The organism is Planotetraspora sp. GP83, from assembly GCF_041262585.1.
In the GTDB taxonomy this organism is placed as follows: domain Bacteria; phylum Actinomycetota; class Actinomycetes; order Streptosporangiales; family Streptosporangiaceae; genus JAOEGB01.
This window is the reverse complement of record NZ_JBGCBZ010000015.1, coordinates 1-15610: the sequence shown is the minus strand read 5'-3', so window position 1 is coordinate 15610 and position 15610 is coordinate 1. Positions and strand designations below refer to the sequence as shown.

15 protein-coding genes are annotated in these 15610 nt (G+C 69.2%); 3 read left to right on the top strand and 12 right to left on the bottom strand.

Features of this window, described 5'->3' with window-relative positions:
* Positions 1 to 88 precede the first annotated feature (88 nt).
* The gene (locus ABH927_RS21160) at positions 89 to 1252 is read right to left on the bottom strand and encodes an acyl-CoA dehydrogenase family protein (protein ID WP_370023985.1); all 1164 of its coding nucleotides are present in this window, start codon (positions 1250 to 1252) and stop codon (positions 89 to 91) included.
* Positions 1253 to 1482: 230 nt separating this feature from the next.
* On the opposite strand from ABH927_RS21160, the gene ABH927_RS21155 reads away from it, so the two are divergent.
* A complete protein-coding gene (locus ABH927_RS21155; protein ID WP_370023984.1) occupies positions 1483 to 2796 on the top strand; it encodes a UDP-glucose/GDP-mannose dehydrogenase family protein in 1314 nt (437 codons plus the stop codon).
* A 56-nt stretch (positions 2797 to 2852) separates the two neighbouring features.
* On the opposite strand, the gene purE is transcribed toward ABH927_RS21155, so the two are convergent.
* The 3 genes from purE to ABH927_RS21140 all read right to left on the bottom strand — a co-directional run bounded on the left by purE (position 2853) and on the right by ABH927_RS21140 (position 5717).
* Positions 2853 to 3407 (bottom strand): 5-(carboxyamino)imidazole ribonucleotide mutase, encoded by a 555-nt coding sequence (gene purE, locus ABH927_RS21150; protein ID WP_370023983.1) that lies wholly within the window; start codon positions 3405 to 3407, stop codon positions 2853 to 2855.
* On the bottom strand, positions 3400 to 4545 hold the full coding sequence (locus ABH927_RS21145; RefSeq protein WP_370024122.1) for a 5-(carboxyamino)imidazole ribonucleotide synthase: 1146 nt from the start codon (positions 4543 to 4545) through the stop codon (positions 3400 to 3402). The genes purE and ABH927_RS21145 overlap by 8 nt, the downstream gene beginning before the upstream one ends.
* Before the next feature lie 179 nt (positions 4546 to 4724).
* The gene (locus ABH927_RS21140) at positions 4725 to 5717 is read right to left on the bottom strand and encodes a hypothetical protein (RefSeq protein WP_370023982.1); all 993 of its coding nucleotides are present in this window, start codon (positions 5715 to 5717) and stop codon (positions 4725 to 4727) included.
* A gap of 241 nt (positions 5718 to 5958) precedes the next feature.
* Between ABH927_RS21140 and ABH927_RS21135 the strand changes: the two genes are divergently transcribed.
* A complete protein-coding gene (locus ABH927_RS21135) occupies positions 5959 to 6447 on the top strand; it encodes a GtrA family protein (protein ID WP_370023981.1) in 489 nt (162 codons plus the stop codon).
* Here ABH927_RS21135 and ABH927_RS21130 read toward each other — a convergent pair.
* The 8 genes from ABH927_RS21130 to ABH927_RS21095 form a co-directional block, all read right to left on the bottom strand.
* Complete coding sequence (locus ABH927_RS21130) at positions 6420 to 7688, bottom strand: ATP-binding protein (RefSeq protein ID WP_370023980.1); 1269 nt, start codon at positions 7686 to 7688, stop codon at positions 6420 to 6422. The two genes, ABH927_RS21135 and ABH927_RS21130, sit on opposite strands and share 28 nt — an antisense overlap.
* A gap of 37 nt (positions 7689 to 7725) precedes the next feature.
* Positions 7726 to 8394 carry a response regulator transcription factor gene (locus ABH927_RS21125; protein ID WP_030451323.1) on the bottom strand — a complete coding sequence of 223 codons (669 nt, stop codon included), beginning with the start codon at positions 8392 to 8394 and terminating at the stop codon, positions 7726 to 7728.
* Positions 8395 to 8728: 334 nt separating this feature from the next.
* Positions 8729 to 9211: a bacterioferritin gene (gene bfr, locus ABH927_RS21120; protein WP_370023979.1), complete on the bottom strand. Its 483-nt coding sequence runs from the start codon at positions 9209 to 9211 to the stop codon at positions 8729 to 8731.
* A gap of 13 nt (positions 9212 to 9224) precedes the next feature.
* Complete coding sequence (locus ABH927_RS21115) at positions 9225 to 9404, bottom strand: bacterioferritin-associated ferredoxin (protein WP_261581323.1); 180 nt, start codon at positions 9402 to 9404, stop codon at positions 9225 to 9227.
* Between the two features lie 141 nt (positions 9405 to 9545).
* A complete protein-coding gene (locus tag ABH927_RS21110; RefSeq protein ID WP_370023978.1) occupies positions 9546 to 10631 on the bottom strand; it encodes an S-(hydroxymethyl)mycothiol dehydrogenase in 1086 nt (361 codons plus the stop codon).
* A gap of 49 nt (positions 10632 to 10680) precedes the next feature.
* Positions 10681 to 11670, bottom strand: coding sequence for an adenylate/guanylate cyclase domain-containing protein (locus tag ABH927_RS21105; protein WP_370023977.1), 990 nt, complete (start codon positions 11668 to 11670; stop codon positions 10681 to 10683).
* A 52-nt stretch (positions 11671 to 11722) separates the two neighbouring features.
* On the bottom strand, positions 11723 to 12235 hold the full coding sequence (locus ABH927_RS21100; RefSeq protein WP_370023976.1) for a PH domain-containing protein: 513 nt from the start codon (positions 12233 to 12235) through the stop codon (positions 11723 to 11725).
* A gap of 89 nt (positions 12236 to 12324) precedes the next feature.
* On the bottom strand, positions 12325 to 13152 hold the full coding sequence (locus ABH927_RS21095; protein ID WP_370023975.1) for a biotin--[acetyl-CoA-carboxylase] ligase: 828 nt from the start codon (positions 13150 to 13152) through the stop codon (positions 12325 to 12327).
* 56 nt (positions 13153 to 13208) lie between these two features.
* On the opposite strand from ABH927_RS21095, the gene ABH927_RS21090 reads away from it, so the two are divergent.
* Positions 13209 to 15449, top strand: coding sequence for an FdhF/YdeP family oxidoreductase (locus tag ABH927_RS21090; protein WP_370023974.1), 2241 nt, complete (start codon positions 13209 to 13211; stop codon positions 15447 to 15449).
* Positions 15450 to 15610 lie beyond the last annotated feature (161 nt).

Below are 15610 nucleotides of genomic sequence, written 5' to 3'. Positions count from 1 at the left end.
ACGGAACAAGATCCGTTAGGGACTTCGAATCGGACATGACGAACCCCGCCTCCCGAGTACGGCAGACGGGGTCTTCGCACGTCAGGGGTTACTTGAGGAGCTGGCGGGCCATGACCATGCGCTGGATCTGGTTGGTGCCCTCGTAGATCTGGGTGATCTTGGCGTCGCGCATCATGCGCTCGACCGGGTAGTCGCGCGTGTAGCCGTACCCGCCCAGGAGCTGGACGGCGTCGGTGGTGATCTCCATGGCAGCGTCGGAGGCGGCGCACTTGGCGGCGCTGGAGAAGAACGTGAGGTCCTTGACCGGCGTGCCGTGCATGGCGAGCTCCGACTTGGCGGCGGCGGCGTACGTCAGCTGGCGGGCGGCCTCCAGCTTCATCGCCATGTCGGCGACCATGAACTGCAGGCCCTGGAACTCGGCGATCGGCTTGCCGAACTGCTTGCGCTCCTTGACGTACCCAATGGCGTAGTCAAGCGCGCCCTGGGCGATGCCGAGCGCCTGTGCGGCGATCGTGATGCGGGTGTGGTCGAGAGTGGCCAGCGCGGTCTTGAAGCCGGTCCCCGGCTCGCCGATCATGCGGGACGCCGGGATGCGGACGTTCTCCAGGATGACCTGGCGGGTGGGCGACCCCTTGATGCCGAGCTTCTTCTCCTTGGGCCCGAAACTCACCCCTTCGTCGCCTTTCTCGACGACGAACGCCGAGATGCCACGAGCCCCGGCCGACGGGTCGGTCACGGCCATGACGGTGTAGTACTCCGACACGCCCGCGTTGGTGATCCACATCTTGGTGCCGTTGAGGACGTAGTGGTCACCGTCCTGAACCGCCCGGGTCTTCATGGCGGCGGCGTCCGACCCGGCCTCCGCCTCGCTCAGGGCGTAGGAGAACATCGCCTCGCCCCGGGCGACGGGCGCCAGATACCGCTGCTTGAGCTCCTCGGACGCCGACAGCAGCAGCGGGACGGTTCCCAGCTTGTTGACGGCGGGGATGAGCGAGGACGACGCGCACGCCCGCGCGACCTCCTCGATCACGATGACGGTGGCCAGCGCGTCGGCGCCGGCTCCGCCGTACTCCTCGGGGATGTGCACGGCGTGCAGGTCGGCCGCCACGAGGTCCTTGTAGACCTCCTCAGGAAACTCCTCGTTCTCGTCCGCGGCGGCGGCACGGGGAGCGATCTTTTCGTCGGCGAGGGCCCGGACCGTCTCCCGGAGCATGTCGTGCTCCTCGGTGGGCGCGTAGAGAGGGAAGCTCATATCGAGATAGTAGGACGTCCGAGTAGATGGTTACCATCCAGTACGGCTCGGCCGCCGCGGGGTTGCTGACAAGCGCCATGACAGCCCAGAGCCACCGGGGCGGCGTCGACCGGCTTCACGGATCGCCGTACCGTTGGGGCCAGGACCAGTTTGCCCAGCTGACTCCACGGGCAGTTGACTGGCCCGATACCATGCCAGATCACAAAGTGTCGGTAAGAGGGGAGCATGCCGTGCCGTACCGCCTCACCGTGCTTGGGACCGGTTATCTGGGTGCCACTCACGCGGCGTGCATGGCCGAGCTGGGCTTCGAGGTGCTCGGTCTGGACGTGGACGAGCGCAAGATCGAGCAACTCCAGCGCGGTGAGCTGCCGATTCACGAGCCCGGCCTGGAAGACGTGCTCCGCCGCAACCTCGAGTCCGGACGGCTGCGCTTCACGACCTCCTACGAGGAGGCGGCCCGGTTCGGCGACGTTCACTTCATCTGTGTGGGAACCCCGCAGAAGAAGGGCGAGTACGCCGCGGACGTCTCCTACCTCGACGCCGTCGTGGAGTCTCTCGCTCCCCATCTCGACCGCGAATGCCTGGTGGTCGGCAAGTCCACCGTCCCCGTCGGCACCGCGGAGCGCCTGGCCGAGAAGCTCGTACGGCTCTCGCCCGGCGGGATCCAGGTGGAGCTGGCCTGGAACCCGGAGTTCCTCCGGGAGGGCTTCGCCGTACAGGACACCCTGCACCCCGACCGGATCGTGCTCGGCGTCACCTCCGAGCGCGCCGAGAAGGTGCTGCGTGACGTCTACGCCCCGCTGGGCGAGGTCCCGATCGTGGTGACGGACTTCCCGACCGCCGAGCTGGTCAAGTCGGCGGCCAACGCGTTCCTCGCCACCAAGATCTCTTTCATCAACGCGATGGCCGAGGTCTGCGAGACCGCGCACGCCGACGTCAAGCAGCTCTCGCTCGCGCTGTCGTTCGACGAGCGGATCGGCAGCAAATACCTCAACCCCGGGCTCGGGTTCGGCGGCGGCTGCCTTCCCAAGGACATCCGGGCGTTCATGGCCAGGGCGGGCGAGCTGGGCGCCGACCAGGCGCTCACGTTCCTGCGCGAGGTGGACGCCATCAACATGCGCCGCCGGGCCCGCATGGTGGACCTCGCCCGCGGCCTGGTCGGCGGCTCGTTCGTCAACCGTACGGTCGGCGTGCTGGGCGCGGCCTTCAAGCCGAACTCCGACGACATCCGCGACTCCCCGGCCCTCGACGTGGCGGTCACCATCGGCCAGCAGGGCGGCAGGGTGACCATCTACGACCCCGTGGCCCTGGACAACGCCCGGAAGGCCCACCCTGACCTCGGGTACGCCGGCACGGCCCTGGAGGCCGCCCGGGGCGCCGACGTCGTGCTGCTCCTCACCGAGTGGAAGGAGTTCGTCGACCTCGACCCCGAGGAGCTGGGGGCCGTCGTGGCGAGCCGCAACGTCGTGGACGGCCGGAACGCGCTCGATGCGGAGACCTGGCGCGGCGCCGGTTGGCACTACCGAGCCCTCGGCCGCCCCTGACCGCCCAATAACTGCCCATAACCGCCCAATAACCGCCCGTAACATCGACGGGGGCGTCAGCGCATCTCGGCGGCCTCGGCGCGGAGCTTCTCGCCCTTGGCGTGTGCCTGCTCCTTGAGCGCGGCCTGGAACGCCTCCATCCGCCGCCGGAGCAGCTCGTCCGACGCCGCGAGGATCCGTACGGCGAGCAGTCCCGCGTTGCGTGCTCCGCCGATGGCCACGGTCGCCACGGGCACGCCCGCGGGCATCTGGACGATCGAGAGCAGCGAGTCCATGCCGTCCAGATACTTGAGCGGCACGGGCACGCCGATGACGGGCAGCGGGGTGACAGAGGCGAGCATTCCGGGCAGGTGGGCGGCTCCCCCGGCGCCTGCGATGATCACCCTGAGCCCACGCGAGGCGGCGCGCATGCCGTACTCGATCATCTCGGCCGGCATCCGATGGGCGGAGACGACGTCGGCCTCGAACGGCACGCCGAACTCCGCCAGCGCCTCGGCGGCCTGCCTCATGACCGGCCAGTCCGAATCGCTCCCCATGACGATCCCGACCTGAGGCGTCTCGGCGCTCTCCACGACCTCGGTGACCTCAAGGCTCTCGGTGACCTCAGACATCGGCGGGTCCTCTCAGGCAGTCGGCGGCGTGCCAGGCGCGGGCCCGGACCTCGTCGAGGTCGGTGCCGAGCGCGGTCACGTGCCCGATCTTGCGGCCGGGCCGCACTTCCTTGCCATAGAAGTGAATCTTGATCCCCGGGTCGTTCGCCAGCACGTGCTCATATCGGGAGAAGACGTCCGGGTCGGGCCCACCGAGCAGGTTGGCCATGACCACGACGGGCGCCGTGAGCGATGGCGAGCCCAGGGGCAGGTTCAGCACGGCCCGCAGATGCTGCTCGAACTGCGACGTCCGGGCGCCTTCGATCGTCCAGTGGCCGCTGTTGTGCGGGCGCATCGCCAGCTCGTTGACGATCAGCCCGGCCTTGGTGGCGAACATCTCCACCGCGAGCAGTCCCGTGACGCCCAGCTCACGGGCGATCTTCAGAGCGATGTGCTGCGCGGCGGCGGCCTCCTCGTCCGAGAGGTTCGGGGCCGGGGCGATGACCTCGACGCAGATGCCGTCCTTCTGGACGGTCTCGACCACGGGGTAGCTCACTCCCTGGCCGTGCGGGGAGCGCGCGACGAGAACGGCGAGCTCCCGCTCGAACGGCACGAAAGCCTCGGCGTACACCGGCACGCCGTGCCCGAGCGTCTCCCGCGCCTCCTCGATGGAGGAGCAGACCCACACCCCGCGGCCGTCGTAACCGCCTCGGACGGCCTTCAGCACCACGGGCCAGCCGTGCTCCTCGGCGAACGCGTCGACGTCGGCCTCGCCGGAGATCTTGGCCCAGGCCGGGCAGGGGGCGCCGATCGCGGTCAGCCGCTCCCGCATGACCACCTTGTCCTGGGCGTGGACGAGCGCGTCGGCCCCGGGATGTACGGCGACGCCGTCGGCGGTCAGGGCCCGGATGTGCTCGGTCGGCACGTGCTCGTGATCGAAGGTGACGGCGTCGCATCCCTTGGCGAAATCCCGCAGGTCGGCGAGGTCGCGGTAGTCCCCCACCCGCGTGTCCACGATGACCCTGGCGGCGCTCTCGTCACGGGAGTTGGCCAGAACACGCAGCTCGACGCCCAGCGCGATCGCGGCCTGCTGCGTCATCCGGGCGAGCTGTCCCGCCCCGACCATCCCGACGACGGGACCGACGACTGGGCCCGCTATTGGGCCCGCTATTGGGCTGGGCGCGGGGTTCGCGAGAGAGCCGACGGCCGGGACGGCCTCGGAAGCGGCATCAGAGCCTGACGGGGGAACGTTTGGGCTGTTCACGACATGTCAGCCTACCGATTCCCAGCCCGTACGGCTGCCACGCCCGGTCGCGCTGAGGTCGCGCTGGGCCCGCGTCAGCCGCCGCCGGAGGTGATGTCGGCGAGGCTGCGGCGCACGGCGACCGTGGTCATCACGTTGTCCTTGGAGACCCTGGTCGCCACCAGGACCAGCTCACTGCCGGTGATGGCCCGCGGTCTGCTCTCGCCGGTGTACGCGCGGACGTCGGCCGAACCGTACCGGGGGTGGGCGAGGGAGGAGCGTCCGGAGCCGGGCTTCTGCGTGTAGACGACCCTCAGCGCGTGGAAGACGAGCGCGCCACCATCGGGCAGGGCCAGCGACCGCGCGGGCCCCTCCAGCCGCACGTCGGTGGAGAGCCGATCCGGATGGACCTTGTCCGGGGCGCGGACGAGCTCGCTGAGGAGGCTCCTCATGGGGTCGCCGGAGGCGAACTTGACGCCGCTGACGCCGGCGGGATCGGTCAGGTAGGCGACGTGCCGTGTGGGCACGAGACTCGCCCGGACGGAGATGCCGGGGTCGTCGCCCGCGTCTTTCACGTCGCCCTCCAGCTTCGGCTCCGCGCCGACGACCGGGATCGGCCCCGCCGCGAGGCGCCATCGGCCGTCGGCCTGGGCGAAGACGAAGTAGGCCGGGTGGGGTTGCCGGGCCAGCGCGACGAACCAGGGGGCCTCGTCCCGGTCCGCTCCCGGTGCGGGCAGGAAGGGCGCGGGCAGGAAGAAGGCCGCGTCGCCGTATCCGCCGAGGCCGGGAACCGCCCCGCCCTTCCGCGCCGCCTCGCAGACACGGGTGCCCAGCGTGCTCTCGGCCCCGGTGGTCAAGTAGACGATCTTGGCGCAGTCCCGGCGCTTCCAGGCGTCTTCGAGGTCCGCGATCGTGGCGAAGGCGGTCTCGGCGTCGGCCGTCGTGATCGCGGCGGACACCGCGGACGACCCGGCACCGGAGCCGCCGCGAGAGCCGTCGCGGGAGCCGGAGGACTGGCCGAGGGTCTCGTCTCCGCAGCCCGCGAGCAGCGCGAGGCCGAGGCTGAGGGCCGTGATTCTGCGCAGCACGGTGGAGCCACCTCTCCAGAACACCAAGGTTCCAGAACAAAGTGATCCTGGTCGGGCGAGAGCGTAGTGCGTGTTGCACCCCGTTACCGCTCATAGCAGCATATTTCTTGAAATCTTCTTTACTGAGGTGGCCCGACGAACAGGTGAGGGACACGCTGACCGGGGGACAGCGCCCCTACGGGCGCTCCATACCGGTAGCCTGGGAAAAACTCGCCGCCGATCAGGAAGGACCGTGCGGGTCGTGCAGTTTCTCCGACGCGCCTACGAGCGGTTCGCCGCGCTTCTTCACGAACTGCTCAAGTTCGGCACGGTGGGCGCCCTCGCCTTCGTGATCGACTTCGGCGGCACCAACCTCCTGCGGTTCGGCGTCGGCCTGGGTCCGCTGACGTCCAAGACGATCGCCACGGTCGTCGCCGCGACGTTCGCCTACCTGGGCAACCGCTTCTGGACCTTCCGGCATCGGGAGCAGACCGGCCTCGCCCGGGAGTACGTGCTGTTCTTCCTGCTCAACGGCATCGGCCTGTTGATCTCGCTGCTGGTGATCAGCTTCGTGGAATACACACTCGGACTGCACGACGCGCTGAGCTACAACGTCGCGCAGATCATCGGCCTGGTCCTGGGCACGATGTTCCGTTTCTGGTCCTACAAGAAGTGGGTCTTCCTGGCGGCGCCGGACCTGCCGCCGGTCGAGGGCGTCGAGGCTCAGGCGGGGCCGCTCACCACCCGGTGACGGTCGGCGTCGCGAGTCTGCCTCAGGAAGATAGCGAAAGTGGCCGGGCGGGGCTTGACCAGCTCAAGCCGCCCGCCGTCGGCCGCCACCAGCGCCCGCGCGAGCGTCAGCCCGAGGCCGGTCCCGCCCGCCCCGCTCACGCTGCGCTCAAACACCTTGGGGCCGAGGTTGTCGGGAATGCCCGGCCCCTCGTCGGCCACCTCGATCACGACCGACTTGTCCGTACAGGACGTGTTGATCGTCAACGAGCCGCCGCCGTGCTTGAGCGAGTTCTCCATCAGGGTGGACAGGGCCTGGCTCAGGCCGCCCGTCGTGCCGAGGGCGCTCAGGCCACGGTCGCCGGCCAGCACCAGTGAGCGCCGGGCCCGCCGGAACGCGGGCTCCCACTCGGTGATCTGCTGCTCCACGACGTCGTCCACGTCGATCGGCTCCGCCTGGGCGTGACGCTGCCTGCGCGCGGCGGCCAGAAGCTCGTCGATGACCGCGGTGAGCCGCTCGACCTGCACGATCGCGGCCTCACCCTCCTCGCGGACGATCGCGGGCTCCGTGGCCGCGCCGACGATCTCCTCCAGGCGCATGGTCAGCCCGGTGAGCGGCGTGCGGAGCTGGTGGGAGGCGTCGGTGGCGAACTCCCGCTCCCTGGCGAGCAGGTCCGAGATGCGCAGCGCGCTGTGGTCGAGGACCTCGGCCACGAGATCGAGCTCGGGAATGCCGTAACGGTGCTTGCTCGGCCGGGCGTCACCCGACCCCAGCCGCTCCGCGATCTTGGTGAGATCTTGGAGCGGCAGGGTCAGGCGGCGTGACGTGACGGTGGCGAGCCCGATGGCCGCGCCGAGGGCGACGACCGCCAGCGCGATCGTCAGCACCAGCCGTGCGTGCACGTCCTGGTCCACTTGGGCGGAGTCGCGGCTGATCCGGACGTAACCGCTCTCGGACCGGGCCTCCTCGGTCAGCTCGCGGCCCGCGGGCGGCGGTGTGCCGGCCACGATGAGCGGGTAGCCTCGGACGAACACCTGGACGTACCGGTCAGGGTAGTTCTTCGCCAGTTGCGTGGAATCGATCACCTGGTTCTGACTGACCGAATATTCCACGCCGATGAGCAGCCGAGTGGCCTCGGCCCTCAGCTCTTGGGCGACCTCGTCATTGATCAACCGGACGGTCAGCACGGCCAAGGGCACGCCTAAGAGAAGGACGGCGATGACCGCGACGAGCAGCATGGAGGACAGCAGGCGCCGGCGCAACGTGCTAGCTCCTCCCCGATGGCCCCTCCACGGAGGCCTACTCGCGCTCGAAACGGAAGCCGACCCCTCGGACGGTCGTTATGTATCGCGGCTTGGCGGCGTCGTCCCCCAGCTTGCGCCGCAGCCACGAGATGTGCATGTCGAGTGTCTTCGTGGACCCCCACCAGTTCGTGTCCCATACCTCCCGCATGATCTGCTCGCGGGTGACGACCTTGCCGGCGTCCCGCACGAGCACGCGCAGCAGGTCGAACTCCTTGGTGGTCAGGTGCAGTTCCTTGTCCCCCATCCACGCCCGGCGCGAGTCGGCGTCGATGCGGACGCCCTGCACGACCGGGGTCTCGGACGTCCCGCGCCGCAGCAGGGCCCGCACGCGGGCGAGCAGTTCGGCGAGGCGGAACGGCTTGGTCACGTAGTCGTCGGCCCCGGCGTCGAGACCGACAACGGTGTCGACTTCGTCGACACGGGCGGTGAGGATCAGCACCGGAGTGCCGTGTCCCTCCGCTCTGATGCGGCGAGCGACCTCCAGCCCGTCCATCTCTGGAAGGCCGAGGTCGAGAACTATCAGGTCGACGCCCCCCGACAGGGCCCTTTCGAGGGCCTGCGGGCCATCCGGGCTCACCTCTACCTGATAGCCCTCCCGGCGCAAGGCACGCGCCAGTGGCTCGGATATCGAGGTGTCATCCTCGGCGAGAAGTACGCAGGTCATGGAGCGATCGTAGGACCTTAGGGGATCGTTTCCCGGCTACAGCGCGCAGTTTGACTCGTCGTTGACCCATCAATTGACCTGGGCAAACACTGATAAATCCGGGATACGTCAACACGCAAGGGCCTCAACGTTCCGGGCATGGCCCCGCCATCCGGCCCCGCCGCGCGGGAGCCGTACGACGGAAGAAAAACGCCCGCCGGAGAGGAACCGGCGGGCGTAACTTGACGCGCGGACGCGCCACGGAAGTCCGAAAACCATACAGGCGTCACACAACGGACAAATGCCATAAAGCGGGTCGAGCGTTATAAAGCGGTGCTATTGAGCAGGGCGGGCGTCAGGAGGCGGACGGAGGCTCGGCGTAGCGCTGGAGATAGAGCTGCTCGCCCAGGCTCTCGATGAGGCCCAGCTCGGTCTCCAGGTAGTCGATGTGGTGCTCCTCGTCCGCGAGGATGGCCTCGAACAGCGTGGCGGAGGTGATGTCGCCCCGCTCTCGCATCAGCGCGATCCCCGGGCGGAGCCGCTTCACCACGCCCAACTCCAGCTCGAGGTCCGCCTGGAGCTGCTCCCTGACGGTCTGCCCGATGTGGAGCGTGTTCAGCTTCTGGTAGTTCGGCAGGCCCTCAAGGAAGAGGATGCGGTCGGTGAGCTGCTCGGCGTGTCTCATCTCGTCGATGGACTCGTGGCGCGTGAAACTCGCGAGCTTCGTATATCCCCAGTTCTCCTGCATCTTCGCGTGCAGGAAGTACTGATTGATGGCGGTGAGCTCAGAGGTGAGCTGCTCGTTGAGCAGCGCGATGATCTCCTTGTCGCCCTGCATGACGCCTCTCGATCTATGCGGTGGTGACGAGGTCTTCGGACCGTTTCAGCATCGCACAGATCTTCCGGACACAAGACGCACAGTCCCCTCCGGCGCCCGTGGCGTCCCTGACCTGCCGGGCACTCTTCGCACCTGCGGCGATGCAGTCGTGCACCTCGCTCTCGGTCACGGCGCGGCAGACGCAGACGTACATGGCGGGAGGTGGCCCTTTCAGTGGGACTTAAGGCGACTTAAGGTTAGGCATACCTAAGATAACCCACTTTGGTAAGGCTTGCCTATGTGAGCCCGGTCACAGGACGGCAAACCCCACGGCAAGACCCGCGACAGGACCCCCTTACAGCACCACGACCGATCGCAGGACCTCGCCGCGGTGCATCTTGGCGAACGCCTCCTCCACCTGGTCCAGGCCGATCGTCTCGGACACGAACCCGTCGAGGTTGAGCCTGCCCTGCAGGTAGAGGTCGATCAGCATGGGGAAGTCCCGGCTCGGCAGGCAGTCGCCGTACCAGGACGATTTGAGCGCGCCGCCGCGCCCGAAGACGTCGAGCAGGGGCAGGTCGAGCCGCATGTCCGGGGTCGGCACGCCGACGAGGACCACGGTCCCCGCGAGGTCGCGGGCGTAGAAGGCCTGCCTGTACGTCTCCGGGCGGCCCACCGCGTCGATCACGACGTCGGCGCCGTTGCCCCCGGTCAGCTCGCGGATCACCTCGACGGGGTCGTTCTCCCGGGAGTTGACCGTGTGGGTGGCGCCGAACTGGCGGGCCAGGGCCAGTTTGCGGTCGTCCACGTCGACCGCGATGATCGTGCCCGCTCCGGCGAGGTTCGAGCCGAGGATGGCCGCGTCGCCGACACCGCCGCAGCCGATCACGGCCACGGAGTCGCCGCGCGTGACGCCGCCGGTGTTGATCGCCGCCCCGAGGCCGGCCATCACGCCGCAGCCGAGCAGCCCGGCGACCGCGGGCGACGCGGCCGGGTCGACCTTGGTGCACTGCCCGGCGGCGACCAGCGTCTTGGCCGCGAACGCCCCGATGCCGAGCGCGGGGCTGAGGACCGTCCCGTCCGAGAGGGTCATCTTCTGCGTGGCGTTGTGTGTGTTGAAGCAGTACCAGGGGCGGCCTCGGAGGCAGGCCCGGCAGTTGCCGCAGACGGCGCGCCAGTTGAGGATCACGTAGTCGCCCGGCGCGACGTCCGTCACGCCCTCGCCGACGGCCTCCACCGTCCCGGCGGCCTCGTGCCCGAGGAGGAACGGGAAGTCGTCGTTGATTCCGCCCTCGCGGTAGTGCAGGTCGGTGTGGCAGACGCCGCAGGCCCGCACGTTCACGACCGCCTCGCCCGGCCCGGGATCCGGCACGTGGACCGTCTCCAGCGTCACCGCCTCGCCCTTGCCCCGCGCCACCACGCCCTGCACGTCGTACGGCATGCCCTGCACCTGACCTCTCGATTGTCTCCGGCTTGTCTCCTCGGCTGCGTCAGCCTCTCCGGAGAACGTACGGCTGCACAAGCCCGAGCCCGCGGGCCGGACGACGGCGGATCTTCATCACCTCGATGCCGGACACGCCGCCGAGGCCCTCCGCCATCCCGCTGTCGATGACGATCGTCCCCGGCCGGGCGATGGAGGTCAGCCTGGCCGCCAGGTTGACCGTCGTGCCGAAGACGTCGCCCAGCGTCAGCAGCACCGGGCCGTACGCCAGCCCGATGCGCACGTCGGGGCCCTGCACGTCCAGTTTGAGCTGGTCGGCCAGGTCCAGGCCGATCAGCGCGGCGGTCTCCGGGCTCTCGCTCGTGAACAGCACCTCGTCGCCGAGGGTCTTCACGAGCCGGCCGCCGTGCGCCGCGATGACGTCGGACGTGCGGGCCTCGAAGCCCTCGATCAGGCCCGCGAGGGCGAACTCGTCGAGATCCCGGGACACCCTCGTGAACGACACCAGGTCCGCGAACCCCACGGCCATCGCCAGGCGGCCGGGCAGCGCCTCGTCCCCTAGCTGGGCCATGGCGATGAGCCGACTCGCCGTCGCGGCGAGCTGGGATCGCCAGACGTGGACCAGCGTCTGCTCGAAGTCGGGCAGCACCCGGCGGGCGGTCTCCGTCATCCGGATGAGGTCGTCGTCACTGGGCGCCGTGTGAGGGTCGAGCATCGCCCCGATCATGATCTCGGCCTGCCACTGCGCGAGCCGCGACGTCGTACGGCCCAGCGCCCTGGCCATGCGGACGACCGTCAGCTCGTCGAGGAGCCCCGCGTCGAGCATGTCCCTGATCCGGCGCAGCGCAGAGAGGTCGCCGTCGGTGAACGCCACGGCGTCGTCGGCGACGGTGGCGAAGCCGAGCGCCCGCCAGATGCGCCCGGCCAGCTCCTGGGGGATCCCGGCCGACTCGGCGACCTGATGTCGGGTGTAGCTCGGCGGCGGCCCGATGAACAGCCGCTGCACGTCTTCGGCGCTGGGACGCCCCCTGGTCTCCACGTCTCCCTCCCCCGGCCGCCGCGCCGGACCACACACCCGTGGCCCGCCGCGGTCACTTACCGTCGATGTTCCCGTCCGAGGCATCCTCCACCAGCCGGAACAGCTCCTGACGGACCAGCTGGATCTTGGGGATGTCCCGGTAGTCGATCTCGCCCTTCTCGGACGCGGATTCGACCCGCAGGGTGCCACACCCCAGGATGCGCTCGATGAACTTCTGGTCCGAGCTGACGCTGTTGACCTTGGCCAGGGGGATGTCATCGTCGGACTTGTTCAGTATGCCGGTGCTGATGGCGAACCGGTGCGACGTGAGCGTGTATGAGGTGGTCTTCCACCGCAGGTAGGGGAGGAACGACCACAAGGTCAGAGCGACCACGGCGACCACGGCCACCGCGATGCGCGCGTAGCCCGAGTATTCGTAGTCGCTGGGAATGAAATAGATCGCGGCGCTGGAGACGGCCACGACGAAAACCAGCGCGAGGAACGGCACGATGAGCCGCTTCCAATGAGGATGGAACGAATGAACGATTCGCTCGCCCTCGGTCAGGTGATGATCCGGGAGACCCATGGCGCAAATCGTGACACGTTCGTCCTCGCTTTGCATGCCCTCCGGCCAGTGGGTTTCGGCTGTGTCTCCGCCTGCCGTCCGCCTGGATTTCAGCCGCTTTCCGGACGCCGCACGTGGACGACGTCGCCCGCGCTCAGCGAGTGCTCCTGCCCCTGGGCGCGCACGAGCAGGTGACCGGCGTGGTCGACGCCGGTGGCCAGCCCGGTCAGCACACGCTCGCCGGGCAGCTCGACCCTGACCTCCCGCCCGATGGTGCCGGACCACGCGACGTAGGCGGCGCGCAGCCCGCTGGCGTCGGCGTCGCCGTCGGCCTCGACCCATTCGCGGTAGTGCGACTCGATCTCCCGCAGGATGGCCCGCAGCAGCGGGTCGCGGTCGACGCAGGCGGCATTCTCGATGAACAGCGAGGTGGCCCGCTCCACCGGCAGTTCCTCGGGCCGGATGGAGACGTTGAAGCCCATCCCGACGACCACGGCGGTGTCCACGCGCTCGGCCAGGATCCCGGCGAGCTTGCGCTCCCCGACGAGGAGGTCGTTGGGCCACTTCAGCCGGACGTCGACCTCGGCGAGGCGCCGGATCGCCGAGGCGGCCGCCAGCGCGACCAGCAGCGACAGCCAGCCCTGCCGGGCGGGCGGCACCTCGGGCCGCAAGATCATCGAGAAGGTGAGCCCCGATCGCGGCGGCGCCGTCCACAGGCGGCCGAGCCGACCGCGTCCGGCGAACTGTGACTCGGCGACCAGCACCGTGCCCTCCCGAGCCCCTTCCCGTATGGCTCTCGTCAGGTCGGCGTTGGTCGAGCCGGTCCGCTCCACGACCGTGACGGCGGACCACAGCGAGCCGGGGCGGACGAGCGCCTTCTGGAGCGCCGCCTCCGAGAGCGGTGGCCGGTCGAGATCGGCATAGGGCGAGTTAGGCACATAGCCAGGTTATCGGCCTCCGGCCCGGAATATCCGCCAGGCGTAATCTGTGCGGCATGGATCCGAAGAACTGGGCCGGTCTGAAGCCGTTCGGCATCGGCGAGCGCAAGCCCAACAACTATCTGGAGCTGTGGAAGGCGTTCCAGTCGGTCAAGGGCAACCGGAGGTACGCCTGGCGCATCCTCACCCAGGGCACCTGCGACGGCTGCGCGCTAGGCACCCGGGGCATGCGCGACTGGACCATGGACGAGGTCCATCTGTGCAACATCCGGCTGCGGCTGCTGAAGCTCAACACGATGCCGGCGCTCGACCCCTCGGTTCTGGCCGACGTGTCCCACCTGGCCGGCATGACCAGCGCCCAGCTCCGCGATCTGGGGCGCCTGCCGTACCCGATGATCAGGCGGGCCGGAGAGCCGGGCTTCCGCCGGATCTCGTGGGACGAGGCGCTCGCGACGGCGGCGCCGCGTCCGGGCGAGCGCCTGGGCGTCTATCTGACCAGCCGCGGCGTGCCCAACGAGAACTACTTCGCCGCCCAGAAGGCCGTGCGCGCCCTCGGCACCAACTCGGTCGACAACGCCGCGAGGATCTGCCACTCGCCATCGACCGTGGCGCTCAAGCAGACGATCGGCGCGGCGGCCACCACCTGCTCCTACACCGACTGGATCGGCTCCGACCTGATCGTCTTCATCGGCTCGAACCCGGCCAACAACCAGCCGGTGGCCATGAAGTACCTGTACCACGCCAAGAAGGCCGGGACGAAGATCGCGATGGTCAACGCCTACCGCGAGCCCGGAATGGACAAGTACTGGGTGCCGTCGAACGCCGAGTCGGCCGTCTTCGGCACGAAGATCACCGATCACTTCTTCGGGGTGAACGTCGGGGGCGACATCGGCTTCCTCAACGGCGTGCTGAAGCACCTCGTCGAGAACGACTGGCTCGACAAGGTCTTCATCGACGAGCACACCTCCGGCTTCGAGGAGGCGTGCCACGCCGTCGCCGGCCAGTCGTGGGAGTCGCTGGAGGCGCTGTCGGGGGCCACCCGGCAGCAGATGTTCGAGCTGGCCGAGCTCCTCGGCCGGGCCCGCTCCGCCGTACTCGTCTGGTCGATGGGGATCACCCAGCACACCTACGGCGAGGACAACGTCCGCGCGATCGTCAACCTGGCGCTGGCGCGGGGCTTCGTGGGGCGCGACCACTGCGGGCTCATGCCGATCCGGGGCCACAGCGGCGTGCAGGGCGGCGCGGAGATGGGCGCGTACGCCACCGGGCTCCCCGGCGGCCTGCCGATCACGCCCGAGAACGCCGCGAAATTCACCGAAATATGGGGATTTGAAGTGCCGACCAGCCCGGGGCTGACGGCGACGGAGATGATCGACGCCGCCCACGCGGGCGAGCTGGACACGCTCGTCTCCAGCGGCGGCAACTTCCTGGAGGTCCTGCCCGACCCCGGCTACTGCCGCGAGGCGCTGTCCCGGCTGAAGCTCCGCGTCCACATCGACATCGTGCTCTCGTCGCAGATGCTCGTCCCGGGCGCCGGTGACGTGCTGCTCCTGCCCGCCCAGACCCGTTACGAGATGGCGGGCGGGGTCACCGAGACGTCCACAGAACGGCGGATCATCTTCTCGCCGGAGATCGACGGGCCCCGCATCGGGGAGGCGTGGCCCGAATGGCGGATCTTCACCGAACTGGCGGTCCGCGCCCGCCCCGAGCTGGCCGCGACCCTACGCTACTCCGGGACGCCGGAGATCCGCGAGGACATCGAGAGAGCCGTCCCGTTCTACGCCGGAATCGCCGGGCTGGGCCGCTTCGGCGACAGCGTCCAGTACGGCGGGCGGCACCTGTGCCCCGGTGGGCGGTTCCCGACAGCCGACGGCCTGGGGCACTTCTCCGCCGTGGCCCTCCCCGAGCTGGAGCGCCCGGACGGGTCCTTCCTCGTCGCGACGCGGCGGGGCAAGCAGTTCAACAGCATGGTCCACGAGCGCCGCGACGGGTTCAACGGCGCGACCCGCGAGGCCGTGCTGATGAGCGCCTACGACGCCGACCGGCTCGGCCTGCCCGACGGCGCGCCGGTCGAGCTGCACCAGTTCGAGGGGGAAGGGGTGTTCCGGGGGAAGGTCATGCGGGCTCCCGTCATGCCGGGCAACCTGCAGGTCCACTGGCCGGAGGGCAACGTGCTCCTCGACAAGGCCCGCCGCTCCCCCGACGCCAAGATCCCCGACTACAACGCCCTAGTGACCATCCACCCTTTGCCTCCCCTCCGCCGTGATCATGCACAAGTTCCCGGTCATTCCGCGTGACCAGCTCAAACCCAACGCCGTTGCGTTTAGCGTCGGGGACGGGAGGCAAGTCCCTTCTCGAAGATCGTGACGTCGGCGTGGAAGCTGTAGGTCTGTGTGGTTGCGGGGTGCTGCCCGGCGTTTGGTCCGTACTTGCTGGTCGGGTTCTTTCGCGTACGGGC

Coding starts and splice junctions, on each gene's coding strand:
- ABH927_RS21160 (WP_370023985.1), bottom strand. CDS start 1,252: ATGAGCTTCCCTCTCTACGCGCCCACCGAGGAGCACGACATGCTCCGG.
- purE (WP_370023983.1), bottom strand. CDS start 3,407: ATGTCTGAGGTCACCGAGAGCCTTGAGGTCACCGAGGTCGTGGAGAGC.
- ABH927_RS21125 (WP_030451323.1), bottom strand. CDS start 8,394: ATGACCTGCGTACTTCTCGCCGAGGATGACACCTCGATATCCGAGCCA.
- bfr (WP_370023979.1), bottom strand. CDS start 9,211: ATGCAGGGCGACAAGGAGATCATCGCGCTGCTCAACGAGCAGCTCACC.
- ABH927_RS21115 (WP_261581323.1), bottom strand. CDS start 9,404: ATGTACGTCTGCGTCTGCCGCGCCGTGACCGAGAGCGAGGTGCACGAC.
- ABH927_RS21110 (WP_370023978.1), bottom strand. CDS start 10,631: ATGCCGTACGACGTGCAGGGCGTGGTGGCGCGGGGCAAGGGCGAGGCG.
- ABH927_RS21100 (WP_370023976.1), bottom strand. CDS start 12,235: ATGGGTCTCCCGGATCATCACCTGACCGAGGGCGAGCGAATCGTTCAT.
- ABH927_RS21090 (WP_370023974.1), top strand. CDS start 13,209: ATGGATCCGAAGAACTGGGCCGGTCTGAAGCCGTTCGGCATCGGCGAG.